Raw genomic sequence first — 24,446 nt, 5'->3', positions numbered from 1 at the left:
GGGAGCCACCTGGGCCGGGCAGCGCACTGACCTGAAGACTTCCGCCAGGCCGTACGGACCATACGTACGGAACCGGCGGCCATTGGACTACAGCTCCCGTGTGGCGAACGCGCCCCGGAGGCAGGCTCCGCGCTCATTACGCGGCAGCCGTGCCGGACCGGACGTCAGCCGCGGCGCCCGGGAGCGTGACGGGAGAACCGCCCGCAATGCTCAACAACGAAAACGACACCACCACCCCCGGTAACGCCGACAGCACCGGCCCGAGCGACAACCTGCCCCCGCGCAGGCGCCGCCGCGCCGCGTCCCGGCCCGCCGGTCCCCCCGGCGCCACCGCCGCCGAGGCCGCCGCGGTCACGGAGACCGCCCCCGCCGCGCCCGCCGAGGAGGCCCCTGCGGCCGCTCCGGCCCCGCGTGCCCGGCGCCGCGCGACCCGCGCCGTGACCGCTCCGGAGGCTCCCGCTGCCGAAGCCGCCGTGGCCGAGGCCCCGGCCGCCGAGCCCGTGGCCGCCCCGGCTGCCGCCGAGGAGTCCGCTCCGGCTCCGCGGGCCCGGCGCCGCGCCACCCGCGCCGTGACCGCCCCGGACGCTCCCGCCGCCCCCGCCGCCGCGGAGGCCGCCCCTGCCGCGCCCGTCGAGGAGGCCCCTGCGGCCGCTCCGGCCCCGCGTGCCCGGCGCCGCGCGACCCGCGCCGTGACCGCTCCGGAGGCTCCCGCTGCCGAAGCCGCCGTGGCCGAGGCCCCGGCTGCCGAGCCCGTGGCCGCCCCGGCTGCCGCCGAGGAGTCCGCTCCGGCTCCGCGGGCACGGCGCCGCGCCACCCGCGCCGTGACCGCCCCGGCCGCCGAGGCCCCCGCGACCGAGGCTCCGGCCGCCGCCGAGCCCGTGGCCGAGCCCGCGGCCGCCCCGGCTGCCGCCGAAGAGTCCTCCGCCCCGGCCCCGCGTGCCCGGCGCCGTGCGACCCGCGCCGTGACCGCCCCGGCCGCCGTGTCCGCCGAGGCCGCCCCGGCCCCGGCCGAAGAGGCCCCGGCTGCCGCCGAGGAGGCCCCCCGGGCCGCCACCCGCGCCGTGACCGTCGCCGACGCCGTCGACTCCCCGAAGCGCGGAGGCCGCCGCCGCGCCACCCGCTCCGGCTCCCCGGCCGCCGCGCAGCCCGCCGCCGAGACCGAGGCGCCCGCCGCCCCGGCCCGCGGCGGACGCCGCGCCGCGCGCCCCGCCGTGGCCGTCTTCCAGGCCCCGGTCTTCGCCGAGCCGATGTTCCAGACCCCCGAGACGGCCGCCATGGCCGCCGCGGCCGCCCGCGCCGCCGCCCCGGCCGACGAGGTCGAGGAGGAGGACGCCGAGGTCGAGGCCGAGGTCGTCGAGGCTCCCGCCCCGCAGCCAGCCGGCCGCCGCCGTCGCCGTGGCCGCGGCGCTGCCGAGCCCGCGCCGGCCGCCGAGCCCGCGCCGGCCGAGACCGGCCCGGTCTCGCTGCCCGAGGTGCTCGCCGAGGAGGAGCCCGAAGCCGAGCCGGAGGACGAGTCCGCCGAGTACGAGGACGGCGACGAGTCGGGCGAGCGCCCGTCCCGCCGCCGCCGTCGCGGAGGCCGGCGCCGTCGCCGCGGTGACTCCGCCGACCTCGACGAGGCCGCCGAGGAGGAGACCGAGGTGCCGGCCGCCGAGCAGGAGGCCGAGGAGTCCGACGAGGACGAGGACGACGAGCAGGGCGCCCTGGGGTCCAGCTCCAGCCGTCGCCGCCGTCGCCGTCGCCGCCGCAGCGGTGACTCCGGCTCCGACTCCGCCGATTCGGCCGAGGAGGACGGCGTACGCACCGTCGTCAAGGTCCGCGAGCCGCGTCCGGCCCGCGAGCGCAGCGAGTCCACCTCCTCCGACGAGGTTCAGTCCATCAAGGGCTCGACCCGCCTGGAGGCGAAGAAGCAGCGCCGCCGCGAAGGCCGCGAGCAGGGCCGCCGCCGCGTCCCGATCATCACCGAGGCCGAGTTCCTGGCGCGCCGCGAGGCCGTCGAGCGCGTCATGGTCGTCCGCCAGGCCGGCGAGCGCACCCAGATCGGCGTGCTGGAGGACAACGTCCTCGTCGAGCACTACGTGAACAAGGAGGAGGCCACCTCCTACGTCGGCAACGTCTACCTGGGCAAGGTCCAGAACGTGCTGCCGTCCATGGAGGCCGCCTTCATCGACATCGGCAAGGGCCGCAACGCCGTCCTGTACGCCGGCGAGGTCAACTTCGAGGCGCTCGGCATGGCCAACGGGCCGCGCCGCATCGAGTCCGCCCTGAAGTCCGGCCAGTCGGTCCTGGTGCAGGTCACCAAGGACCCGATCGGCCACAAGGGCGCCCGCCTGACCAGCCAGGTCTCGCTGCCCGGCCGCTACCTGGTCTACGTGCCCGAGGGCTCGATGACCGGCATCAGCCGCAAGCTTCCCGACACCGAGCGCGCCCGTCTGAAGACCATCCTCAAGAAGATCGTCCCCGAGGACGCGGGCGTCATCGTGCGCACCGCCGCCGAGGGTGCGAGCGAGGACGAGCTGCGCCGCGACGTCGAGCGCCTGCAGGGCCAGTGGGAGGACATCCAGAAGAAGGCGAAGCAGATCTCGACCTCTTCGCCGAGCCTGCTGTACGGCGAGCCGGACATGACCGTCCGCGTCGTGCGCGACATCTTCAACGAGGACTTCTCGAAGGTCATCGTCAGCGGCGACAGCGCCTGGGAGACCATCCACGGCTACGTGCACCACGTGGCCCCGGACCTGGCCGACCGGCTCTCGCGCTGGACCTCCGAGGTCGACGTCTTCGCGACGTACCGGATCGACGAGCAGCTCGCCAAGGCCCTCGACCGCAAGGTGTGGCTGCCCTCGGGCGGCTCCCTGGTGATCGACAAGACCGAGGCGATGATCGTCATCGACGTCAACACCGGCAAGTTCACCGGTCAGGGCGGCAACCTCGAGGAGACCGTCACCAGGAACAACCTGGAGGCGGCCGAGGAGATCGTCCGCCAGCTGCGGCTGCGCGACCTCGGCGGCATCGTCGTGATCGACTTCATCGACATGGTCCTGGAGTCCAACCGCGACCTGGTCCTGCGGCGCATGCTGGAGTGCCTGGGCCGCGACCGTACGAAGCACCAGGTCGCCGAGGTCACCTCGCTTGGCCTGGTCCAGATGACCCGCAAGCGGGTGGGCCAGGGCCTGCTGGAGTCCTTCTCCGAGACCTGCGTCCACTGCAACGGCCGCGGCGTCATCGTGCACATGGAGACCCCGACCGCGGTCGGCGGCGGCGGCAACGGCAAGCGCGCCAAGCGCCGCGGCGGCAAGTCCGAGTTCGACCAGCACGACCACGACGTCGAGACGGTCGAGGCGGAGTTCGAGGCCGAGACCGAGGACGAGGTGGCCGCCGAGGCCGCCGCGCCGCGGGCGCTGCCCGAGCCGGAGTTCGTCGCGGACGAGGAGCTGTACGGAAGCCCGGCCGAGGCGGAGGCAGCGGCGGGCATCAGCGGCCGCCGCAACCGCCGCCGCGCCACCCGCAAGGCGACCGCCCCGGCGGGCGCCCCGCGCGGCACGGCAGCCCCGGTGCAGGACCGGACGCCGGCCCCGGCCCCCGTGGTCGAGGCCGAGCCGGTGGCCGAGGCCGCCGACACGGTCCTGGAGCCGGCCGCCGAGGTCCTCGCCGAGGCCGTCGAGGCGTCCGAGATCGTTGCGGAGGTCGTCGCCGAGGCCGTGGCCGAGGAGGCCGCACCGAAGGGCCGTACCCGCCGCCGGGCGACCCGCAAGGCCACCGCCCCGGCGGGCGCCCCGGCCCCCGCGGCCGAGCCGGCCCCGGAGCCGGTCGTCGCGGCGGAGCCCGAGCCGGTCGCCGAGCCCGAGCCGGCCGTCGCCGAGCCCGAGCCGGCCGTCGAGGAGGCCGCACCGGCGCGTCCGCGCCGGCGTGCCACCCGCAAGGCCACCGCCCCGGCCGGATCCCCGGCGGGCGCGGCCGAGGCCGCCGTGGTGGTCGTCGAGGCCGCGGTCACCGCGCCGGAGGCCCCCGTGGCGGAGGAAGCCGCTCCGGCGGAGGAAGCCGCCCCCGCGAAGAAGGCCGCCCGCAAGGCCCCGGCCAAGAAGGCGACCGCGGCGAAGAAGGCCACCACCGCCAAGAAGGCGACGGCGGCCAAGAAGACCGTGGCCAAGAAGGCGGCCACCACCAAGAAGACCGCGGCGAAGCGGACGACGAAGAAGACCGCGGCGGCGGAGCAGCAGACCCCGCCCTCGGTCTCGGCGCCGACCGAAGCCTGATCCGCGTGAGCGCCGTGGGCCCCGCCGTGTGGCGGGGCCCACGGCCGTGCGGGACCCGGTTTGACCCCCCGGAACCGGCCCCGTAACCTAGACCGTCGGCATGCTTGGGCAAATCTGTTCAGAGCGTGCCGCGCTCCTGAGCACCTTCCTCCCGCCCCGTGCGCGCAAGCGCCGTACGGGAGAGGCCGCTCGTCCAATCCGGATCAGTGCGGTCCCGTCGTCAGACGGGGGCCCGACTGAGCGGCTGGCTTCAGGAGCATCCGTCCCGAGTGAGAGAGAGATCCGCGTGTACGCCATCGTGCGCAGCGGTGGTCGCCAGCACAAGGTTGCTGTCGGCGACATCGTTGAGGTTGACAAGATTTCCACTGCCAAGGTTGGCGACACGGTCGAGCTCTCGACCCTGCTCGTTGTCGACGGCGAAGCCGTGACCAGCGACCCGTGGGTCCTGGCCGGCATCAAGGTCACGGCCGAGATTGTGGACCACCACAAGGGCGCCAAGATCGACATCCTGCGCTACAAGAACAAGACCGGCTACCGCCGTCGCCAGGGTCACCGCCAGCAGTACACGGCGATCAAGGTCACCGGTATCCCCGCGGCTGCGAAGTAAGAGGGACTGAGACATGGCACACAAGAAGGGCGCATCGTCCACCCGGAACGGGCGCGACTCCAATGCCCAGCGGCTCGGCGTGAAGCGCTTCGGCGGTCAGGTCGTTTCCGCTGGTGAGATCCTCGTCCGCCAGCGCGGCACGCACTTCCACCCCGGCGCGGGCGTCGGCCGTGGCGGCGACGACACGCTGTTCGCGCTGCAGGCGGGTGCCGTCGAGTTCGGCACGCACCGTGGCCGCAAGGTCGTCAACATCGTTCCGGCCGCCTGATCCAGCTCCTGCTGATCGCGCGTACGTAACTTCCCGAGGGCGGATCTCAGCTCTTCCCGGCGCAAGCCGGGAAGAGAGGTCCGCCCTCGGTGCGTTGTCCCATAGACACGTTTCATCGGCAGCAAGGCCTGCCACCGGAATTTCCGGACTATTCCCGCTGTATCTGGAGGAACAACCATGACCACCTTCGTGGACCGCGTCGAGCTGCATGTCGCCGCGGGTAACGGGGGCCACGGCTGCGCCTCCGTTCACCGGGAGAAGTTCAAGCCGCTCGGCGGCCCCGACGGCGGCAACGGCGGCCGTGGCGGCGACGTCATCCTGGTCGTGGAGCAGGCGGTCACCACCCTGCTCGACTACCACCACAGCCCCCACCGCAAGGCCACCAACGGCAAGCCCGGCGAGGGCGGCAACCGCTCCGGCAAGGACGGCCAGGACATGGTCCTGCCCGTGCCGGACGGCACCGTCGTCCTCGACAAGGAGGGCAACGTCCTCGCCGACCTCGTCGGCCAGGGCACCACCTACGTGGCCGCCGAGGGCGGCCGCGGCGGCCTCGGCAACGCCGCGCTCTCCTCCGCGCGCCGCAAGGCGCCCGGCTTCGCGCTCCTCGGCGTCCCCGGCACCGGCGGCGACATCATCCTGGAGCTCAAGACCGTCGCCGACGTGGCGCTGGTCGGCTTCCCGAGCGCCGGCAAGTCCTCGCTGATCTCGGTGCTCTCCTCCGCCAAGCCGAAGATCGCGGACTACCCCTTCACCACCCTGGTCCCGAACCTGGGCGTGGTCACCGCCGGCTCGACCGTCTACACCATCGCCGACGTCCCGGGCCTGATCCCCGGCGCCAGCCAGGGCCGCGGACTCGGCCTGGAGTTCCTGCGCCACGTCGAGCGCTGCTCGGTGCTGGTGCACGTGCTGGACACCGCCACCCTGGAGTCCGACCGCGACCCCCTCGCCGACCTCGACGTCATCGAGGAGGAGCTGCGGCTCTACGGCGGCGGCCTGGAGAAGCGCCCGCGCCTCGTCGTCCTCAACAAGGTCGACATCCCGGACGGCAAGGAGCTCGCCGACATGGTCCGCCCGGACCTGGAGGCGCGCGGGTACAAGGTCTTCGAGGTGTCCGCGGTCGCCCGCACGGGCCTCAAGGAGCTCTCCTACTTCCTCGCCGAGGTCATCGCCAAGGCCCGCGCGCGCAAGCCCAAGGAGGAGGCGACCCGCATCGTCATCCGCCCGAAGGCCGTGGACGACGCCGGCTTCACCGTCACCTACGACGAGGCCGAGGAGGTCTACCGGGTGCGCGGCGAGAAGCCCGAGCGCTGGGTCCGCCAGACCGACTTCAACATCGACGAGGCCGTCGGCTACCTCGCCGACCGGCTCAACCGGCTCGGTGTCGAGGACGCGCTGCGCAAGGCCGGCGCCCGCGCCGGTGACGGCGTGGCCATCGGCGCCGACGACAACGCGGTCGTCTTCGACTGGGAGCCGACCATGATGGCCGGCGCCGAGATGCTGGGCCGCCGTGGCGAGGACCACCGCCTGGAGGCCCCGCGCCCGGCCACCCAGCGCCGCAAGGAGAAGGACGCCAAGCGCGGAGACGCAGCTCAGCAGGAGTACGACGAGTTCCGTCCCTTCTAGACCGGGACGACCTTGAAGTCGCCTTTACGCAGGTCGCTTAGGATCCTCCGAGTGAGCAGCAATTCCTCCACCGTCTCCATCGTGGTGATCGCGTACAACGACGCCGGGCTCGTGGGCGAGGCCGTTTCCTCGGCCTTCGCCCAGGGCCCGGTGGTCGCCGAGGTCATCGCCGTGAACGACGCCTCCTCGGACGGCACCGCGCGGGTGCTCGACGAACTGGCCGCCGCGCACCCCCGCCTGAAGGTCGTGCACCGCACGGAGAACAGCGGGGGGTGCGGCACCCCGCGCAACGACGGGATCGCCGCCGCGACCGCCCGCTACGTCCTCTTCCTGGACAGCGACGACGTCCTGCCCCCGGGCGCCGCCGACGCGCTGGTCCGGGCCGCCGAGGAGCACCGCGCGCCGGTCACCGTCGGCGCGTGCGTGCGCCGCGAACTGCCCCAGGGCCACGACGTGCCCTGGGTGCCCGGCCTCTACACCCCCGGCGACGTGATCGAGCGGCCCGCGGACCGCCCCGAGCTGGTCCGCGACACCCTGTGCGTGAACAAGCTGTACGAACGCGCCTTCCTGGACGCGCACTCCATCCGCTTCCCCGACGGCCGCTTCACCTACGAGGACTTCGCTTTCACGGCGCAGGTCCTGGCCGCCGCCCCCCGCATCGCGGTCATCGGCGACCTCGTCTACGTCTGGCACGTGCGCCGCGGCGCCGCGCAGGTGTCGATCTCCCTGGACCGCAAGGACGTCGGGAACTGGCGTGCGCGGATCGCGGCCCACCGCACGGCCTCCCGCACCCTCGCCGCCGCCTCCCCGGAGCTCGGCCGGGCCTGCCAGGTGAAGTTCCTGGACTACGACCTGCGCATGTACCTGCGCGAGATCGGCGCCGACCCCGCGTACCAGGCCGCCTGGTGGACCCTGACCCGCGAATACCTCGCCGGCTTCGCCGAGGAGGACGTCCGCGCCGCGAAAGCCCCCGTCCGCTGGATCGTGGAGCTGCTGCGCGCCACCGGCACACCGCCCGCCGACCTCCAGCGCCTCACCCGCCTCGCCGCCGAACCGCCCCGCCTGCTGCCCCCGTACGCGGTCGGCGCCGACGGACAGCCCGTGTGGAGCGGGGACCTGCCCGTCGAGCTGGCGGGACTGACCGGGCTGGACACCGCCGAACTGCCCGTCAGCGCCGACGCCGAACCGGCCGGCGGCGGCATCGTGCGCATCCGCCTGCACGACCTGTACGGGCGTCTGGCCGCCGCCGGGCCGAGCACCGCCCGGCTGCACTTCCTGCCCCGCTCCGGCGGCGAGCCCGTACGCGGCCTGCCCGTCGCCCTGCGCCCCGGCGCGGACGGCGGTTGGAGCGCCGAACTGCCGTTCCGCCTCGGGGAGCTGGCCGTGACCGGGCGCCGGCAGGGGCTGCGCCGGATGCAGGCCTGGGACGTGCGGCTCGCCGTGGCGTGCGCCGACGGAAGTTCCCTGGCCACCTCGCTGACCCCCCGCGGCGGGCTGCTGCGCCGCCGCGCCCTGCCCAGCAGCCGGTACGGTGTCCTGCTGTCGCAGCCGTACCGCACGGCCGCGGGCGCGCTGGCCCTGCGGCTGGCGCCGGGCGCCGAGGGGGCGCTTTACCTCGTACGCAACCGCCTCCACCGGGCCCGGGCGGCCCGCGGGGCGGGCTGAGACCGCAATCCAGACAGACTCGGACCGACTCGGGAGACCCGCATGACCTTTCTGATCACCGGTGGCGCCGGTTACATCGGCGCGCACGTCGTCCGCGCGATGCTGCTCGCGGGGGAGAAGGTCGTTGTGCTCGACGACCTGTCCACGGGCAACGCCGACCGCGTACCGGAGGGCGTACCGCTGGTGGTCGGCTCGGTCCTGGACCGGCTGACCCTGGACGAGACCCTCACCCAGCACAAGATCACCGGCGTGGTGCACCTCGCGGGCAAGAAGCAGGTCGGCGAGTCCGTCGAGAAGCCGCTGTACTACTACCACGAGAACGTGCAGGGCCTGACGGTCCTGCTCCAGGCCGTGGCCGCCGCGGGCGTGCGCAACGTGCTCTTCTCCTCCTCGGCCTCCGTCTACGGCATGCCGGACGTGGACCTGGTCACCGAGGAGACCCCCTGCGCCCCGCTGAGCCCGTACGGCGAGACCAAGCTGGCCGGTGAATGGCTGATCCGTGCGGCCGGCAAGGCGCACGGGATCGCCACCGCCTGCCTGCGGTACTTCAACGTGGCGGGCGCCGCGACCCCGGAACTCGCCGACACGGGCGTCTTCAACCTGGTCCCGATGGTCTTCGAGCGCTACGACGCCGGCCAGGGCGCCAAGATCTTCGGTGACGACTACCCGACTCCGGACGGCACCTGCATCCGCGACTACATCCACGTCGAGGACCTGGCGGAGGCCCATGTGGCCGCGGCGCGCAAGCTTGCGCAGTGGGCGGCGGCCGGGGAGTACAAGGACCTCACCGTCAACATCGGCCGCGGCGAGGGCGTCTCCGTCCGCGAGATGGTCGACCTCCTCAACACGCACACCGGCCACGCCCACCCGCCGGTGATCACCCCCCGGCGCCCCGGCGACCCGGCGAAGGTCGTGGCCTCGGCCGACCGCATCGCGAGCGAGCTGGGCTGGAAGGCCCGCCACGACGTCCGCGAGATGGTCACCTCCGCGTGGGCCGGCTGGGAGGCCAACCGCCGTGCCGCCGGCGTCGGCGCGCCCGACGGCGCCGCCGACTGATCCCGGCCAGCCCGGTCTGCCCGGTCTGCCCGTGAAGAAGCCGCCCGCCCCGGACCTGTCCGGGGCGGGCGGCTTCGTCGGTTGCAGGGCGCCCGCCGCGCCTTCAGCGCTCCAGGAAGGCGAAGAGCGCCTCCCAGCGGTCGGTGATCTCGGAGCTGGAGTAGCGCTGCACCGAGCGGAAGGCCGCGTCCCCGAGCCGGTCGCGCAGCTCCTGGTCCGCCATCAGCAGCCGCAGGTGCCCGGCCAGCTCCATGGTGTTGCCCAGCCGGGCCAGCAGCCCGTCCTCGCCGTGCGTGACGATCTCCCGCACGCCCGGCGCGCAGTCGAAGGCGGCCACGGGCACGCCCGCCGCCATCGCTTCCAGCAGCGTGATCGGGAAGCCCTCGGCCCGGGAGGCCTGCGCGAAGACCGAGGCCTCGCGCAGCGCGCCCAGTACGTCGTCGGTGCTGCCCCGCCACTCCACGGAGTCGTCGAGCCCCAGCGAGGTGCAGTGCGCCCGCAGCGCCGGCTCCTCCACGCCCGCCCCGTAGATCCGCAGGACCCAGTCGGGGTGGTGCGGGGCGGTGTCCGCCCACGCGTCGAGCAGCAGGTCGACGCCCTTCTCGAAGGCCAGACGGCCGACGCTCGCCACCACCTTCCCGGTACGCGGCGCCGGGTCGGCGGGCATGAAGGGCAGCGGGTTCGGCATGCTCCCCACGTTCTGCATGCCCGAACGGATCCACAGGTCGCTGTCCTCGGCGGTCAGCACCAGCAGCCGGTCCACCTCCCGGTAGTGGCGCCGGACGCGCTCCCCGCGGGTGGATTTCTGGCTGGCCTCGAACGACTCGTGGCTCATGCCGATGACACTGAGCCCCTTGGTGTCGGCGAGCGCCACCCACTCCATCGCCCAGACCTGGGTGACGATCACGACGCTGCCCGGGCGGGCCGCCCGGAACAGCTCGGAGAGCTGCTCCGCCTTGGCCCGCATCTTCGCCCGCCGGGCCGCCTGGCGGCGCCGCTCGGGCGCGTTCAGCCGGCCCTTGAGGCCGCTCAGCCGCCGCGCGCCCGGCGGGTGCGCCTCGTACAGGGTGGTCGTGGCGTACGGCAGGTCCGCGGGGAGCTTCTGCCGGATCTCCTCGGCCACCGGGGCGATGCCCACGATGTGCACCCGGTGCCCGCGGTCGGTGAACAGCCGCGCCATCTGGTGGGACCAGGTGGTCACACCGCCGAGTTCGTCGACGCTGTTGGAAACGAGGAAGACGTCCCGGCCGCCGGGGGCGGCGGTCTGCTGGCTCACTTGCCGCTCCTGGTGAAGAACTTCTCGACGATCCGGCGGGCCGCGTCCCCGCGGTCGTACTCGCCGAACTCGGTGAGGAAGCGCTGGCGCGCCTCGGCGTACTTGGCGTCCGCCTCCTCGAAGGCGGCCAGAGCCTGGAAGAGCTCGTCCGCGGTGGCCACGACCGGGCCCGGGGCCTTCTCCTTCAGGTCGAAGTACGTGCCGCGGATGTCGGTGGCGTACTTCTCGTAGTCGTACGCGAAGAACACCATCGGCCGGTCCAGGACCGCGTAGTCGAACATCACCGACGAGTAGTCCGTGACGAGGCCGTCGGCGAGGGCCAGCAGCGGGGTGATGTCGTGGTGCCGGGACACGTCGACGACCCGGCCGGCCACCGACGGGGGCAGCGAGACGCTGTTCAGGTAGTGGGTCCGCACCAGCAGCGTGAAGCGGTCGCCGAGCCGGTCGGCGAACTCCTCCACGTCGAAGGGGAACGCGAAGCCCTCCACGGCGCCGTCGGCGCCCGCCCGGAAGGTGGGCGCGTACAGCAGCACCTTCTTGCCGGGGTCGATACCGAGCTCGGCCGCCAGGGGGCCGCGGACCCGTTCGCCGCTCTGCGCCTCCTCCCGCTGCGCCTCGACCAGGGCGTCGTTGCGCGGGTAGCCGGTGCGCAGCAGGACCTCGTCGCGCAGCCGGAAGGCCTTGGCGAGGGTGCGCGCATCGTGCTCGGAGCGGATCAGGAAGTGGTCGAAGCGGTCCACCGCGGCCTGGAAACGGGCCTGGCCGACCCGGCCCTGCGCCTTGGTGCGGGGCTCGTGGAAGCCCATCCGCTTGAGCGCGGAGCCGTGCCAGGTCTGGATGTACGTCGTCCCCGGCCGCTTGGCGAGCGCCAGCGGGAAGCCCTGGTTGTCGACCCAGAACTCGGCCTGCGCCAGCGCCCGCAGGTACGGCCAGCTCCAACGCCGCACCAGGGTGGCCTCCTTGGGGAAGCCGGCGGGCTTGCCCGCGTACGACCAGATCGCCTCGAAGGGCACGCCCTGGCGCACCATCTCCTCGTAGATCGCCTTGGGGCTGTCGCTGTACTGCTTGCCCATGTGGCTCTCGAAGACGACCGTGCCCTTTTTGACCGGCAGCTTCGAGAAGACCTCGTGGTAGAGCTTCACCTTCTGCTCGCCCGAGCCCATGCTGCGCCGGACCCGCAGGGCCTTGCGCAGGCCGCGCTTGACCACGTTCGCCGTCTTGCCGTGTATGGCGTGGTTGATCAGGCCCGAGGTGCGGACGGCGGCGGCGCCTTCGGCGGTCAGGACGTAGGAGAGGTTGCCCTTCTTGGTGACCTCCGGGGTGAAGCGGTCCGAGACCAGCCGGGTCAGCCGGGGCCGCACGCGCAGCCGGGAGGCCGATTCCAGGTCGACGCCGCCGACCGAGACGCGGGTGGTGATCCGGTCGCGGCCCGCGGTCAGCTTCAGGCGGACGTCCCATACCGCGTCGATGATGCCGAGGGGGCGGACCGTGCCGCCGATGTCGGCGGTTCCGCTCCACTCGATCGTGTCACCGGCGTGGCGCACCGTTGCCACCGGGAAGCTGAAGGAGCGCACGCCGATCTGCCGGCGGGCCCGGAACTCCAGCGAGGCCTTCAGTTCCGCGTCCTCGGCGATCCGGCCGAGCGGGTTGACCACGGCGCCGGAGAGGGTGACGGTGCCGCGGCCGTCGTCGGCGTAGGACGTGAGGCGGTTGCCGAGCTGGAGGGAGGTGAGCGGGGCGGTGTGGAAGCCCTGCTCGGTGACGTCCAGTATCCGGCGGGCCTCCGCGCCGTCGGGCCCGTCGACGTGCTGGTCGCACCAGTAGATGCGGCCGTCGCGCTCGGTCAGGGGGGAGGAGAGCCGGCCCTTGTTGGTCATGGCGTCGGCGGCGGGGATCAGGTTGTCCCAGTCCTCCTTGCCGAGCAGGTAGGCGCAGATCGCCTGGAGGTACGTGACGTTCTCGTAGGCCGCCGGGTCGATGCCGGCCAGGTAGCCGTTGGCGAGCCGGGCGAACTCCTGGCGGTAGGCGTCACCGAGCAGCGGCAGGTCGCGCAGGTGGAGCACCAGGTCGTGCTTGAGGAACTTGGCGTCCTTCGCGGACTTGATGTCCGTGTGCCCCTTGGCGGCCAGCAGCTCGTCGACGCGTCTGTGGATCTCCATCCGGTGGACGAAGTTCGCGATCTCGTGGCGCCGGTTGCTGATGGACTTCGCGGCGGCCTTCTCGACCACGTTCCAGAAGTACACCTGGTTGGGGATCAGCGTGATGCGCCGGGCGGCCACGTAGGCCTGCGCGGAGAACAGCAGGTCCTCGTAGTGGATGCCGACGGGGAACTCCAGGCCCTGCTCCAGCAGGAACGCGCGCCGGTAGCACTTGTTCGTGGAGAGGGTGTCGTAGACCAGCAGGTCGGGGTACTCGGTGATCGACTCCAGCGTGCGGGTGCGCGAGTAGATCCAGGGGTACCACTCGGTGGTCTTGCCCCACCGGCTGTCGAGGTGCACGCGGACGCACATGCCCGACACCAGGTCGGAGCCGGTGCGCTCGGCCGCTTCCAGCATGTTCCGGCAGGCGTTGCGCTCCAGTACGTCGTCGCTGTCCAGGAACATGACGTAGCTGCCGGTGGCCTGCTGGATGCCGTGGTTGCGCGGCGCGCCGCAGCCCCCGCTGTTCTCGGGCAGCCGGAAGGCGCGCACCCTCCCCGGATGAGCGGCTTGCAGTTCCTGGGCGACCGTGTACGAGCCGTCCTTGCTGCAGTCGTCGACGATCACGACCTCGACCCCGTGCAGGGTCTGGTCCAAAACCGACTGGACTGCTGTCGACAGACGCTCTGCGTCGTTGTAGACGATGACGACCACGGAGACGTCGGGCACGTGCACCTCGATCCCTTCGTTTCGTTGTGTTTCGTTCAGCTCGTTCCGCTTATCTCGTCAACGCTACCGTGTGCCGCCCCCGGCTCAGGCAGGCCGACCGGCGCCCGATCCTCTTCTTGCACCCTTCCGAGGGAGGGGCGGGGGCGGGGTCAGGTGGCGCACAATCACCCGATCGGACCCAGCAGGAAGTGTTCATGACGAAGCTGTCTGTAGTTGTCCCTTGCTACAACGAAGAGGCCGTCGTCGACAGCTTCGACGTCGAGATCCGCAGGGTCCTGGACTCCCTCCCCGTCGACTACGAGGTCTGCTACGTCGACGACGGCAGCCGTGACGCCACCCTGGGCAAACTGCGCAAGATCGCCGCCGAGCACGGCGAGCGGACCCGGTACGTCTCCTTCAGCCGCAACTTCGGCAAGGAGGCCGGCATGCTCGCGGGCTTGCGTGAGTCCACCGGCGACGCCGTGGTGATCATGGACGCCGACCTCCAGCACCCGCCCGAGCTCATCGCCACGATGCTCGGCCACTACGAGCAGGGCCACGACCAGATCATCGCCCGCCGTACCCGCGAGGGGGACAAGAGGCTGCGCTCCGTCCTCAGCCGTCTCTACTACCGCGGGGTCAACCGCTGGGTCGACGTGGAACTCACCGACGGCGTCGGCGACTTCCGCATGCTCTCGCGGCCGGCCGTCGACGCGCTGCTGGCGCTGCCCGAGTGCAACCGGTTCTCCAAGGGCCTCTTCTCCTGGATCGGCTTCGACACCGTCCACTTCGACTACCGCAACGCGCAGCGCGAGGCCGGCGAGACGAAGTGGAAGTTCGGCGCCCTGCTGAACTACGGCATGGACGGGCTGATCTCCTTCAACAACCGGCCGCTGAGGCTGGCGATCTGGCTCGGCGTGTCGCTGGTCGGCCTGACCGGCCTCTACGCCCTGTGGATCACGGTCATGGCCATGACGCACGGGGTCGACTCGCCGGGCTACGTCACCCTGGTGGCCATCATCACCGGCCTGGGCGGGGTCCAGATGATCATGCTGGGTCTGATCGGCGAGTACATCGGCCGCATCTACTACGAGACCAAGCGACGCCCGCACTTCCTGGTGAAGGAGGCGCACGGCGCCGGCCGCCTCGCACAGGCCGGCCCCGAGGGGGCCCAGGGGGCCGGCGGCGCCCTCGACCCCAGCGCCGACCGGAGCGCCCGGTGAGCCGCCGGGACCAGCTCGGCCAGATCTTCCGCTTCGCCCTCGTGGGCGGGGTGAACACCGCCGCCTTCTTCGGCATCTACCTGCTCCTGCACCCGTGGATGCCGTACTTCGCCGCCTACTCGCTCGCCTTCGTGCTGGCGATGGTCGGCTCCTTCTTCATGAACACCTACTTCACCTACCGGACCCGGCCGACCTGGAAGAAGTTCCTCCTCTTCCCGCTGACGAACGTGACGAACTACGTCGTCCAGTCGGCCGGCCTCTACGCCCTGGTGGCGTGGGCCGGCCTGGACACCCGGATCGCCCCGCTCGTCGCGGCGGTCGCGGCCATCCCCTTCACCTTCCTGATCTCCCGCAGGATCCTGGTCCCGGGCGCCGCCCGGGACCAGGAGGCGGAGCAGGCGCAGGACGGGCCCCGTCCAGGCACTGAAACCCCCGAGCAGCCCCTGCGGCCCACCCCGTAGATTGAGACGGCAGGCATTTCCGCACGGGGCAAGGGGACAGACGTGTCAGCGGCTAGGCAAGGCGTCGTGGACGCCCGCAGGATCGTGGTCAAGGTCGGCTCGTCCTCCTTGACCACGGCGGCCGGGGGACTCGACGCCGACCGGGTGGACGCACTCGTCGACGTCCTGGCCAAGGCCCGCAGCGGCGGGGAGAAGGAGATCGTCCTGGTCTCCAGCGGAGCCATCGCCGCCGGGCTCTCGCCGCTCGGCCTGCGCCGCCGCCCCAAGGACCTGGCCCGCCAGCAGGCCGCCGCCAGCGTCGGCCAGGGACTGCTCGTCGCCCGCTACACCGCCTCCTTCGCCCGGTACGGCATCCGCGTCGGCCAGGTCCTGCTCACCACCGACGACACCAGCCGGCGCGCCCACTACCGCAACGCCTACCGGACCCTGGACCAGCTGCTCGCCATGGGGGCCCTGCCCGTCGTCAACGAGAACGACACCGTCGCCACCGACGAGATCCGCTTCGGCGACAACGACCGCCTCGCCGCCCTGGTCGCCCACCTCGTCCGCGCGGACCTCCTCGTCCTCCTCTCCGATGTCGACGGCCTCTACGACGGGGACCCCGCGCAGCCCGGCACCACCCGCATCGACGAGGTGCGCAGCCCCGCGGACATCGCGCACGTCTCCATCGGCAGCGCGGGCAAGGCCGGGGTGGGCACCGGAGGCATGGTGACGAAGGTCGAGGCGGCGCGGATCGCCGCCGCGGCCGGCATCCCGGTGGTCCTCACCTCGGCGAGCCAGGCCGCGGACGCCCTGTCCGGGCGGCCCACCGGCACCCACTTCCACGCCACCGGCCGCCGCTCGGCGGACCGGCTGCTCTGGCTCCAGCACGCCTCCACCCCGCAGGGCCACCTCGTCCTGGACGACGGGGCGGTGCGGGCGGTCACCGAGCGCGGCAGCTCGCTGCTGCCGGCGGGCATCGCCGCGGTCGAGGGGGAGTTCACCGCGGGCGACCCGGTGGAGCTGCGCGACACCTCCGGACGGGCGGTCGCACGGGGCCTGGTCAACTTCGACGCCAAGGAGCTCCCGCAGCTCCTGGGCCGCTCCACTCGCGAGCTCGCACGGGAACTCGGACCCGCGTACGAGCGGGAGGTCGTCCACCGGGACGATCTGGTCCTGCTGCAGGGCTGAGGTTGGGGAAAAGCACCGCGCGGTCGGCCGGGGACTGGTCAACTGTGAAGGGCGGACACGTGGGGCGGAGACAGGAGGCGGCTGGTGAGACGAGCGCTGACCAGCGTCGGTACGGGGGACGGTGACGGCGGCGACCTCGGGGGCCGGCCCGGCGACGGTCCCGACCCGGGCGCCTCCAGACTCTGGCACGTGACCCTGAGCGTGTCCGGCAAACCTGCCCCGCTGTCCGAGGTCCGGCGCGCCCTCGAACAGCTGGCGCACGACCACCCCTTCCTGCTGACGAGCCGGTACGCCGACGACCACGCGGAGATCCGCTACTGGGAAGAGGCACGGGACCTCCACGACGCCGCGGCCGTGGCCCTGCGGCTGTGGGGCGAGCACCGCTCCTCCGCGAAACTCCCGCCCTGGGAGATCGTCGGCCTGGAGGTCATCGACCGCGCCACCTACCACCAGCGCGTGGCCGAGGGCTACGGCCCGCCCCCCGCCCACCCGGTCGGCGTCCACCCGTACTAGGGCGCCCCGGCCGGGCCTCGCCGATCCTCGTCGGACCCTGCCGGGCACTGCCCGCTCTGCCGGCCGGTGCGTCCCTGCCGACGACTGGCGCAGCCCTGCCGACGACTGGCGCAGCCCTGCCGACGGCCTGCGCAGCCCTGCCGACCCTGCGCCGCCGGCATGCCTGCGCGGCGCAGCCGGCGGGCCTGCGCGGCGCCGCCCGCGGGTGGCGCGGCCCCGCGGGGCGCGGCGCGCCGCGGGATCCGCCGGGTGCCGTGTCTCGCGGGGTGAAACCCCCCGCGGGTACCGCCCCGCCGGGGACTACCCTGGCCGTATGACCTCGCTCGACGACGCCACCGCCACCTCGCCCGTCCTCGCCACGGCGCGCGCCGCCCGCACCGCCGCCGCCGAGATCGCCCCACTGCCGCGGTCCGCCAAGGACACGGCCCTGCTGGCGATCGCGGACGCACTGGAGGCCCGTACGGCCGAGGTGGTCGAGGCCAACGCCGTCGACACCGCCAAGGCCCGCGCCGCCGGCACGAGCGAGACCGTCATCGACCGCCTCACCCTCACCCCCGAGCGGATCGCGGCCATCGCCTCCGACGTCCGCGACGTCGCCGCGCTCCCCGACCCCGTCGGCGAAGTCGTCCGCGGCAGCACCCTGCCCAACGGCATCGACCTCCGGCAGGTCCGCGTACCGCTCGGCGTCGTCGGCATCATCTACGAGGCCCGCCCCAACGTCACCGTCGACGCCGCCGCCCTCTGCCTGAAGTCCGGCAACGCCGTCCTGCTGCGCGGCAGCTCCTCCGCCTACGCCTCCAACACCGCCCTCGTCGCGATCCTGCGCGACGCCGTGCAGGGCGCCGGGCTGCCCGCCGACGCGATCCAGCTCGTCCCCGGCGAGTCCCGCGACTCCGTCCGCGAGCTGATGCGCGCCCGCGGCCTCGTCGACGTGCTCATCCCGCGCGGCGGCGCCTCGCTCATCAAGACCGTGGTCGAGGAGTCCACCGTGCCGGTCATCGAGACCGGCACCGGCAACTGCCACGTCTACGTCGACGCCCAGGCCGACCTCGACACGGCCGTGGACATCCTCGTCAACTCCAAGGCCCAGCGGCCCTCCGTCTGCAACGCCGCCGAGACCCTGCTCGTCCACCGCGACATCGCCGCCGCTTTCCTGCCCCGTGCCCTCGACGCCCTCGCCGACGCCGGGGTCACCGTGCACGGCGACCCGGCGGTCCTCGCCGCCGCCGAGGGGACCAAGGCCACCGCACTGCCCGCCACCGACGAGGACTGGGCCGCCGAGTACCTGTCCTACGACATCGCCGCCGCCGTGGTGGACTCCCTCGACGCGGCCGTCGCCCACATCCGGCGCTGGACCTCCGGCCACACCGAGGCGATCGTCACCACCTCGCAGGCCGCCGCCCGCCGCTTCACCCAGCTGGTCGACTCGACCACGGTCGCCGTGAACGCGTCCACCCGGTTCACGGACGGTGGCCAGTTCGGCTTCGGCGCGGAGATCGGCATCTCCACCCAGAAGCTGCACGCCCGCGGCCCCATGGGCCTCCCGGAGCTCACCTCCACCAAGTACATCGTCACCGGCGACGGTCACGTAAGGTGACCGGTCGGTGGACACGGCGTGGCCGGAATCCGGCGCACACCCTGCCCAAAGCAGCCCCCCAGGTCTAGGCTGGTCCTGTGCCGGACGACGTGGGGGGCAAGCCGTTCCCGGACGACGGGGAGCCCGACGACGACCGCGGAGGCGCGGATCACGACTTCGCCTCCGTGGTGTTCGACGAGGCCTTCGTCCGGAACGCCCTCATCCATGAACTGAGCGCCGCCGAGCGCCAGCGGGCCGCCGACCTCGCCCACGCGGAGGCCGAAGCCGCCCGGGCAGCGGTCGCCGGGGGCTGGACCGGCGACGAGGACCACGACGGCCACGGCCTCGGACACCCCGACGGCCACGGCCCGGGCAGCCACGGCTGGGACCACGAGCCCGGCCACTCCCACCCCTACGGCCCGTACGGGGCCTACGGCGGCCGGCTGCGCCCGTACCGCGGCCGCTCGCCCTGGCTGCGGCCCGTCGCCTGGGTCCTGGCCTTCGTGATGGGCCTCGGCATGGTCGCGCTCGCCTTCAGCGCCGTCTACCGCAGTGCCGCGAGCGAGGCGGACCCCGCTCCGGCACCCGCCAGTACTCCCTTGGGGGAAGTGACCGGGGTCGGTGCGTTTACGTACCCCGCCGGCCGCCAACCCTGAAGGTAGACCCCTCTCGCAAGCTGCGGAGCCGGGGGCTTCTCTGAAGCGGGGACAGCGGGGAGAAGCGATGGCAGGACCCGTAGATCCGACCGACGGAGCCCCCGAGGGCGCCGGTGGCGAGGACGAGCTCCGCCCGGACGAGTACCGGTCGGTGGTCTTCGACGAGGACTTCGTCCGCGCTGCCCGGCTCCAGGAGTTCTCCGCACAGGAACGCATGGGCGAGCACGCCCGGGCCGTGCGCACCCGCTCGCTCTGGTCGAACGGCGCCGGGCACGGCACCGGCACGCCCGGCCGCGGCGCCCGGCAGGGCATGCTGCTCGTCCTGCTCATCGCCACGGCGTTCGCCTGCGCCGTCTACCTGGGGCTGCGCAACCCGTACGTCACCCCGGCCGAGGACCGCGCCCAGCCGCTCCTGAGCACCGTCGTCCCGCTCGCGCCCGCATCCACGGTGCCCGGCGGCGCCCCCGCGGACCTCTATGCGGACAGTCCCGCCGCCGAGTACCGCGTCGGGGCCGCCGGGATCAACCTCCCCGCCGTGAGCCGCACCCAGCACTTCACCGAGGCCCAGGTCGTCGCCGCCCTGTCCCTCGCCAAGGACTACCTGGTGCAGTCCTCCCTCGACCCCGAGGTGCTGTCCGGCTCCGCCTCCCGGCCGGTACGCGTCCTGCTCGACCCCGACCAGCTGACCCAGTTCGACCGCAGCATCGCCTCGCCCTCCGGCGACGGCAGGCACGCGGCCACCGGCTGGCTGGTCCGCTTCGACCCGCGCACCGCCGTCATGGCCGACTCCGGCATCCGGGTCAACGGCACCCTCGGCTTCGAGGAGGTGGCTCCGGACGTCCTGGAGGTGACCACCGACCACACCTTCGTGTACGCCGTCCGCCCCGCCACCGCATCCCCGGCCGCCGCCGACGGCGCCTCGCTGTTCACCGTCCGCCGCGAGCTGCGGCTGCGCTTCGACCGCACCGACCTCGCGGCCCGGCGCGCGGAGCTGGCCTCGGCCTATGTGATGGCCGGGCCGCAGGACTGCTCCGCCGACCCGGCGGAGGGCTTCCGCCCGCTGCTGGCCGGCTCGGCCCCCACCACCGTCGGCCCGCCCGCGAGCGACCCGTACGACAGCGGCCATCCGCGGCGCGCGGCCGGGCTGTGCGGCGTGATGGCGCAGCCCGGCGCCCCGACGCCCGGTCCGGGCGCCGAGAGCCCCGCCGTCAGGCCTCCCGCTCCGTAGCGCCGCCGCCGGAGGCCGGGCCCGAGCCCGCCCCCGGGCCGGCCGCGCCGGTGAACCGGTCGCGCAGCCGGCCGCCGAGGTCGCCCGCACCCCCGGCGATGTCGCCCACCAGCTTCATCAGCGGGTCCTTGCTGGTGCGCACCGCATCGGCGTAGTGCGCGGCGGACTGGCGGAAGGAGTCGGTCACCGAGGCGTCCTTGTCCTCGTCCCGCCGCGGGTAGTGGCCGTCCATGATCCGCTGGTGGTCGCGGTGCTCCGACCACTTCTTCAGCTCGGCGGCCCGCACCGCGGTGAAGGGGTGCGTCCGCGGCAGCATGTTCACGATCTTCAGGACCGAGTCGCGCAGGTCGCCGCTCGACTCGTACTCCTGTGCCTGGGCCAGGAAGGCGTCCACGTTCATCTCGTGCAGGTGGTTGCCGCCCGCCAGCTTCATCAGACCCCGCATCGAGGCCTGCAGGTCCTGCCCCACCAGCAGCCCGGCCCGGTCGGCGGACAGCTCCGACTTGCGGAACCACTCCCGCAGCGCCGTCACGATCGCCATGACCGCCACATTGCCCAGCGGGATCCACGCCACCTTCACCGCCAGGTTCGTCAGGAAGAGCAGGACCGTGCGGTAGACGGCGTGACCCGACAGGGCGTGGCCCACCTCATGGCCCACGACCGCCCGCATCTCCTCCTCGTCGAGCAGTTCCACGAGGCCCGTCGTCACCACGATGACCGGCTCGTCCAGCCCGATGCACAGGGCATTCGGCCGCGGGTCCTGCTGCACGTACATCTGGGGGACCTTCTCCAGGTCCAGGATGTAGCAGGCGTCGCGGAGCATCGCGTGCAGGTGGGGGAACTGCGTCTCGCCCACCCGCACCGAGTCCGACAGGAACAGCAGCCGCAGGCTGCGCTCGGGCAGCAGGCCGCTCAGGGCCTTGAACACGGTGTCGAACCCGCTGAGCTTGCGCAGCGCGACCAGCGCGGAGCGGTCGGCCGGGTGCTCGTACGCCCGCGAGGAAATGCCGGGGAACCTCCTGCGGTCTCGTGCCGGTTCCTTCTCGAAGCCCGTCTGCGTCATGGCGCCTCTCCCCCTTCGTGGAACTGCCCGGCCCTGCGTCCATCCTCTCCAACGCCTGAGTCGGCGTGAGCGTGCCCCGGGCCCCCGCATACGATGTGAGCGAAGTCTCCGCCCGCTCCCCGACTCGATAGGTGCCTGCCTGATGAGCCTCTCCTCCACCGCCCACAACCTGGTCGTCCTCGCCTCGGAGGGGGCCGAGCAGCACGGCGGCACCCACGACAGCCTGAACCCCTACCTGACCGGTGGCGGCGCGTTGTTCATCCTCCTGCTGATGCTCTGGGTGACCACGCGCCTGAACCGCGACCGCTAGAAGGCCCGCGCCCCCGTGCGGAGCCGGACCGCTCCACCGGGCCAGTAGGCTCTGCGCTCATGGGAGAGCAGGAAGTGCCTACCGGCCCGGTCAAGCGCCGGCTCGGCGTGATGGGCGGGACGTTCGATCCGATCCACCACGGACACCTGGTGGCCGCCAGCGAGGTGGCCGCCCTTTTCCACCTCGACGAGGTGGTCTTCGTACCGACCGGTGAGCCGTGGCAGAAGTCGCAGCGGGCCGTGTCGCCCGCCGAGGACCGCTACCTGATGACGGTCATCGCCACCGCTTCGAACCCCCAGTTCTCGGTGAGCCGCATCGACATCGACCGCGGCGGACCGACGTACACGATCGACACCCTGCGGGACCTGGCGGCGCTGAACGACGACGCCGACCTGTTCTTCATCACCGGCGCCGACGCCCTGGCCCAGATCCTGACCTGGCGCAACGCCGACGAGCTGTTCTCCCTGGCCCATTTCGTCGGCGTCACCCGGCCCGGCCACGTGCTCACCGACGACGGACTGCCCGAGGGCGGGGTCTCGCTGGTCGAGGTGCCCGCGCTGGCCATCTCGTCCACGGACTGCCGCGCACGGGTGGGCAAGGGCGATCCCGTCTGGTACCTGGTGCCGGACGGCGTGGTGCGCTACATCGACAAGCGTGAGCTGTACCGGGGAGCCTGAGCTTCCGGAGAGAGGGGCCCCGCGGTGAACGACCGACAGGAGCCGTACGAGCCGTACGACCCGTACGACCCGTACGCCGGCCAGGAGCAGCAGCTCATCGGCTACGACGCGTACGGACGCCCGCTGTACGGCCAGGCGCCCGCGCGGCCCGCCCACCCAGGACCCCCCGTCCCGCAGCAGTACGGGCAGCAGCCCGTCACCCCGTACGAGCAGCAGTACGGCTACGGCCACGCCCCCGGGAACCAGGGGTACGAGAACCAGGCCTACGACGACCAGGCCTACGGCGGCCGGACCCACGAGGACCAGGCCTACGGCGGCCGGACCTACGAGGACCAGGCCTACGGCGGCCGGCAGCCGTACCAGCCGCCGCAGCCCGCGGCCCAGGACCACGACCGGCAGCACCGGTATGCGGAACCCGGTTCCCCCTCCCACGGGTACGACACGCAGCAGGCCCAGTGGATCCCGCAGCAGGCCGCCCCGGAACCCGAGGCGCCTGCCGCCGCGCCGCAGGCCCCGCAGGTCCCCGAGCCGCGCCGGCCCGACGCCGGGCCCGGTGCGGGCGGCGCGGCCGGGGACGGAGCGGACCGGGACTACCGCACCGAGATGTTCGCCTTCATCGACCAGCCGGACGAGGACTCCGACGACGTCATCGACTGGCTCAAGTTCACCGAGAGCCGCACCGAGCGCCGTGAGGAGGCCCGCCGCCGCGGCCGTCACCGGGTGGTGGCGCTGATCGTCGTCCTCGCCCTGTTCGTCGCCGGCGGCCTCGGCTACCTCTGGTACGCGGACAAGCTGCCCTTCGTGGGCGGCCCCGGGCAGAAGAAGGCCGCGGCGGGCGACGCGGCCGGCGCCCAGAAGCGGGACATGATCGTCGTCCACCTGCACCACACCAAGAAGGGCGGCACCTCCACGGCGCTGCTCGTCGACAACGTCACCGCCGCGCAGGGCGCCACCGTCCTGCTGCCCAACACCCTGGCCGTCCCCGGCACGGACGGCGCACCCACCGGGCTCGGCAAGGCGGTCGAGGACGGCGGCCTCGGCACCCGCGAGTCCCTCGACGCGGTCCTCGGCACCCGCATCGGCGGCACCTGGCGGCTCGACACCCCCTTCCTGGAGAACCTGGTCGAGCTGGTCGGCGGGATCGAGGTCGACACCGACACGGCCGTCCCGGCCGACGAGGCAGCCAAGTCCCCGGCCGTGGCGCAGGGCCGCAAGCAGAGCCTCAGCGGCCCCATGGCCGTCGCGTACGCCACCCACCGCGGCCAGGGCGAACCCGAGGCCAAGCAGCTGGAGCGGACCGGCAAGGTGCTGTACGCCGTGCTGCGCAAGGTCCCCGCCGACCCGAAGGCGGCGGCGGTGACCGTCGAGACCATGGGCCAGATCCTCGACCCCGCACTGAACGCGCAGACGCTCGGCGCCCTGCTGGCCCGCCTCGGCGAACACGCCAAGGTGGGCGCCTACCGCACCGACGTCCTGGCGGTGAAGCCGGACGGCACCCTCACCGACGAGGCCAACAAGACGGTCGTCAAGGAGGTCCTGGGCGGCCAGGCCCAGAGCTCCCAGCCGGGCGCCGCACCGCGGGTCGGCCTGCGGGACGCCACCGGCGACGCGAAGACCCAGGGCGCGGCCAAGGCCGCGCTGCTCAACGGCGGCTACACCTTCGTCGACGGGGGCAGGGCCGACAAGACGGCCGCCGCCTCGCAGATCACCTACCAGGACGACGCGCAGCGGGACCGGGCCGTCGAGGTGGCCAAGACGCTGGGGCTGCCCGAGACCGCCGTGAAGAAGGCCGAGAACGCGGTGAACGCGGACGTCGTGGTGGTCCTGGGCAAGGACTACAAGGGGTCCTGAGGGCCGTCCAGGCCGCCGTAGAGGGTGCGCCACCGGGCCCTGACCTGCACTTCCGTCCGCGCGGCCCGTTCCGCGCGGGCGGGGTCGGCGGTACATGAGACCCTTGTAAGGATCTGCCCGCCAA

19 protein-coding genes are annotated in these 24,446 nt (G+C 73.1%); 16 read left to right on the top strand and 3 right to left on the bottom strand.

The features are described from left to right. The first annotated feature begins 206 nt into the window (after window positions 1–206). The 6 genes from ACLJTM_RS22495 to galE all read left to right on the top strand — a co-directional run bounded on the left by ACLJTM_RS22495 (window position 207) and on the right by galE (window position 9,472). Window positions 207–4,253 (top strand): Rne/Rng family ribonuclease, encoded by a 4,047-nt coding sequence (locus ACLJTM_RS22495; RefSeq protein WP_411105479.1) that lies wholly within the window; start codon window positions 207–209, stop codon window positions 4,251–4,253. A 286-nt stretch (window positions 4,254–4,539) separates the two neighbouring features. After that, on the top strand, window positions 4,540–4,860 hold the full coding sequence (gene rplU, locus ACLJTM_RS22490; protein WP_030384677.1) for a 50S ribosomal protein L21: 321 nt from the start codon (window positions 4,540–4,542) through the stop codon (window positions 4,858–4,860). A 13-nt stretch (window positions 4,861–4,873) separates the two neighbouring features. After that, window positions 4,874–5,128 (top strand): 50S ribosomal protein L27, encoded by a 255-nt coding sequence (rpmA, locus tag ACLJTM_RS22485; protein ID WP_069920265.1) that lies wholly within the window; start codon window positions 4,874–4,876, stop codon window positions 5,126–5,128. A gap of 177 nt (window positions 5,129–5,305) precedes the next feature. Next, a complete protein-coding gene (obgE, locus tag ACLJTM_RS22480; protein WP_411105478.1) occupies window positions 5,306–6,751 on the top strand; it encodes a GTPase ObgE in 1,446 nt (481 codons plus the stop codon). A gap of 51 nt (window positions 6,752–6,802) precedes the next feature. Next, on the top strand, window positions 6,803–8,416 hold the full coding sequence (locus tag ACLJTM_RS22475; protein ID WP_411105477.1) for a glycosyltransferase family 2 protein: 1,614 nt from the start codon (window positions 6,803–6,805) through the stop codon (window positions 8,414–8,416). Window positions 8,417–8,458: 42 nt separating this feature from the next. Then, window positions 8,459–9,472 carry a UDP-glucose 4-epimerase GalE gene (gene galE / locus ACLJTM_RS22470; RefSeq protein ID WP_411105476.1) on the top strand — a complete coding sequence of 338 codons (1,014 nt, stop codon included), beginning with the start codon at window positions 8,459–8,461 and terminating at the stop codon, window positions 9,470–9,472. Between the two features lie 103 nt (window positions 9,473–9,575). Here the strand turns inward: galE and ACLJTM_RS22465 are convergent, their stop codons facing one another. Then, window positions 9,576–10,748: a glycosyltransferase gene (locus ACLJTM_RS22465; RefSeq protein ID WP_411105475.1), complete on the bottom strand. Its 1,173-nt coding sequence runs from the start codon at window positions 10,746–10,748 to the stop codon at window positions 9,576–9,578. Further along, the gene (locus ACLJTM_RS22460; RefSeq protein WP_411105474.1) at window positions 10,745–13,621 is read right to left on the bottom strand and encodes a CDP-glycerol glycerophosphotransferase family protein; all 2,877 of its coding nucleotides are present in this window, start codon (window positions 13,619–13,621) and stop codon (window positions 10,745–10,747) included. The genes ACLJTM_RS22465 and ACLJTM_RS22460 overlap by 4 nt, the downstream gene beginning before the upstream one ends. Window positions 13,622–13,809: 188 nt before the next feature. On the opposite strand from ACLJTM_RS22460, the gene ACLJTM_RS22455 reads away from it, so the two are divergent. The 7 genes from ACLJTM_RS22455 (at window position 13,810) to ACLJTM_RS22425 (ending at window position 20,421) form a co-directional block, all read left to right on the top strand. Further along, a complete protein-coding gene (locus tag ACLJTM_RS22455; protein WP_411105473.1) occupies window positions 13,810–14,817 on the top strand; it encodes a glycosyltransferase family 2 protein in 1,008 nt (335 codons plus the stop codon). Next, window positions 14,814–15,278, top strand: coding sequence for a GtrA family protein (locus ACLJTM_RS22450; protein WP_411105472.1), 465 nt, complete (start codon window positions 14,814–14,816; stop codon window positions 15,276–15,278). The genes ACLJTM_RS22455 and ACLJTM_RS22450 overlap by 4 nt, the downstream gene beginning before the upstream one ends. 42 nt (window positions 15,279–15,320) lie before the next feature. After that, window positions 15,321–16,448: a glutamate 5-kinase gene (gene proB, locus ACLJTM_RS22445; RefSeq protein WP_411105471.1), complete on the top strand. Its 1,128-nt coding sequence runs from the start codon at window positions 15,321–15,323 to the stop codon at window positions 16,446–16,448. An 84-nt stretch (window positions 16,449–16,532) separates the two neighbouring features. After that, window positions 16,533–16,961, top strand: coding sequence for a hypothetical protein (locus ACLJTM_RS22440; RefSeq protein ID WP_411105470.1), 429 nt, complete (start codon window positions 16,533–16,535; stop codon window positions 16,959–16,961). A gap of 313 nt (window positions 16,962–17,274) precedes the next feature. Further along, window positions 17,275–18,558, top strand: coding sequence for a glutamate-5-semialdehyde dehydrogenase (locus ACLJTM_RS22435; protein WP_411105469.1), 1,284 nt, complete (start codon window positions 17,275–17,277; stop codon window positions 18,556–18,558). A gap of 77 nt (window positions 18,559–18,635) precedes the next feature. Then, a complete protein-coding gene (locus ACLJTM_RS22430) occupies window positions 18,636–19,193 on the top strand; it encodes a hypothetical protein (RefSeq protein ID WP_411105468.1) in 558 nt (185 codons plus the stop codon). A 67-nt stretch (window positions 19,194–19,260) separates the two neighbouring features. After that, window positions 19,261–20,421: a hypothetical protein gene (locus tag ACLJTM_RS22425; RefSeq protein ID WP_411105467.1), complete on the top strand. Its 1,161-nt coding sequence runs from the start codon at window positions 19,261–19,263 to the stop codon at window positions 20,419–20,421. Here the strand turns inward: ACLJTM_RS22425 and ACLJTM_RS22420 are convergent. After that, window positions 20,402–21,484, bottom strand: coding sequence for a M48 family metallopeptidase (locus tag ACLJTM_RS22420; protein ID WP_411105466.1), 1,083 nt, complete (start codon window positions 21,482–21,484; stop codon window positions 20,402–20,404). The two genes, ACLJTM_RS22425 and ACLJTM_RS22420, sit on opposite strands and share 20 nt — an antisense overlap. A 142-nt stretch (window positions 21,485–21,626) precedes the next feature. On the opposite strand from ACLJTM_RS22420, the gene ACLJTM_RS22415 reads away from it, so the two are divergent. From ACLJTM_RS22415 to ACLJTM_RS22405, 3 genes are read left to right on the top strand one after another with little or no spacing between them, the layout of a single operon-like run. After that, window positions 21,627–21,794: a hypothetical protein gene (locus tag ACLJTM_RS22415; protein ID WP_411105465.1), complete on the top strand. Its 168-nt coding sequence runs from the start codon at window positions 21,627–21,629 to the stop codon at window positions 21,792–21,794. A 59-nt stretch (window positions 21,795–21,853) separates the two neighbouring features. Then, complete coding sequence (gene nadD / locus ACLJTM_RS22410) at window positions 21,854–22,471, top strand: nicotinate-nucleotide adenylyltransferase (RefSeq protein ID WP_411105464.1); 618 nt, start codon at window positions 21,854–21,856, stop codon at window positions 22,469–22,471. Window positions 22,472–22,495: 24 nt separating this feature from the next. Next, complete coding sequence (locus ACLJTM_RS22405; RefSeq protein ID WP_411105463.1) at window positions 22,496–24,322, top strand: LytR C-terminal domain-containing protein; 1,827 nt, start codon at window positions 22,496–22,498, stop codon at window positions 24,320–24,322. Window positions 24,323–24,446 lie beyond the last annotated feature (124 nt).

Origin of the sequence: Streptomyces sp. cmx-4-9, from assembly GCF_046548835.1 — a bacterium.
In the GTDB taxonomy this organism is placed as follows: Bacteria; Actinomycetota; Actinomycetes; order Streptomycetales; family Streptomycetaceae; genus Streptomyces.
The sequence above is the reverse complement of the archived record's forward strand: the minus strand, read 5'-3'. Positions and strand labels throughout refer to the sequence as shown.

Excerpts from the sequence above, each read along its gene's own strand:
- ACLJTM_RS22415 (WP_411105465.1), top strand. The coding sequence starts at position 21,627 with ATGAGCCTCTCCTCCACCGCCCACAACCTGGTCGTCCTCGCCTCGGAG.
- rpmA (WP_069920265.1), top strand. The coding sequence starts at position 4,874 with ATGGCACACAAGAAGGGCGCATCGTCCACCCGGAACGGGCGCGACTCC.
- nadD (WP_411105464.1), top strand. The coding sequence starts at position 21,854 with ATGGGAGAGCAGGAAGTGCCTACCGGCCCGGTCAAGCGCCGGCTCGGC.
- obgE (WP_411105478.1), top strand. The coding sequence starts at position 5,306 with ATGACCACCTTCGTGGACCGCGTCGAGCTGCATGTCGCCGCGGGTAAC.
- ACLJTM_RS22435 (WP_411105469.1), top strand. The coding sequence starts at position 17,275 with ATGACCTCGCTCGACGACGCCACCGCCACCTCGCCCGTCCTCGCCACG.
- ACLJTM_RS22425 (WP_411105467.1), top strand. The coding sequence starts at position 19,261 with ATGGCAGGACCCGTAGATCCGACCGACGGAGCCCCCGAGGGCGCCGGT.
- ACLJTM_RS22455 (WP_411105473.1), top strand. The coding sequence starts at position 13,810 with ATGACGAAGCTGTCTGTAGTTGTCCCTTGCTACAACGAAGAGGCCGTC.
- galE (WP_411105476.1), top strand. The coding sequence starts at position 8,459 with ATGACCTTTCTGATCACCGGTGGCGCCGGTTACATCGGCGCGCACGTC.
- ACLJTM_RS22495 (WP_411105479.1), top strand. The coding sequence starts at position 207 with ATGCTCAACAACGAAAACGACACCACCACCCCCGGTAACGCCGACAGC.
- ACLJTM_RS22420 (WP_411105466.1), bottom strand. The coding sequence starts at position 21,484 with ATGACGCAGACGGGCTTCGAGAAGGAACCGGCACGAGACCGCAGGAGG.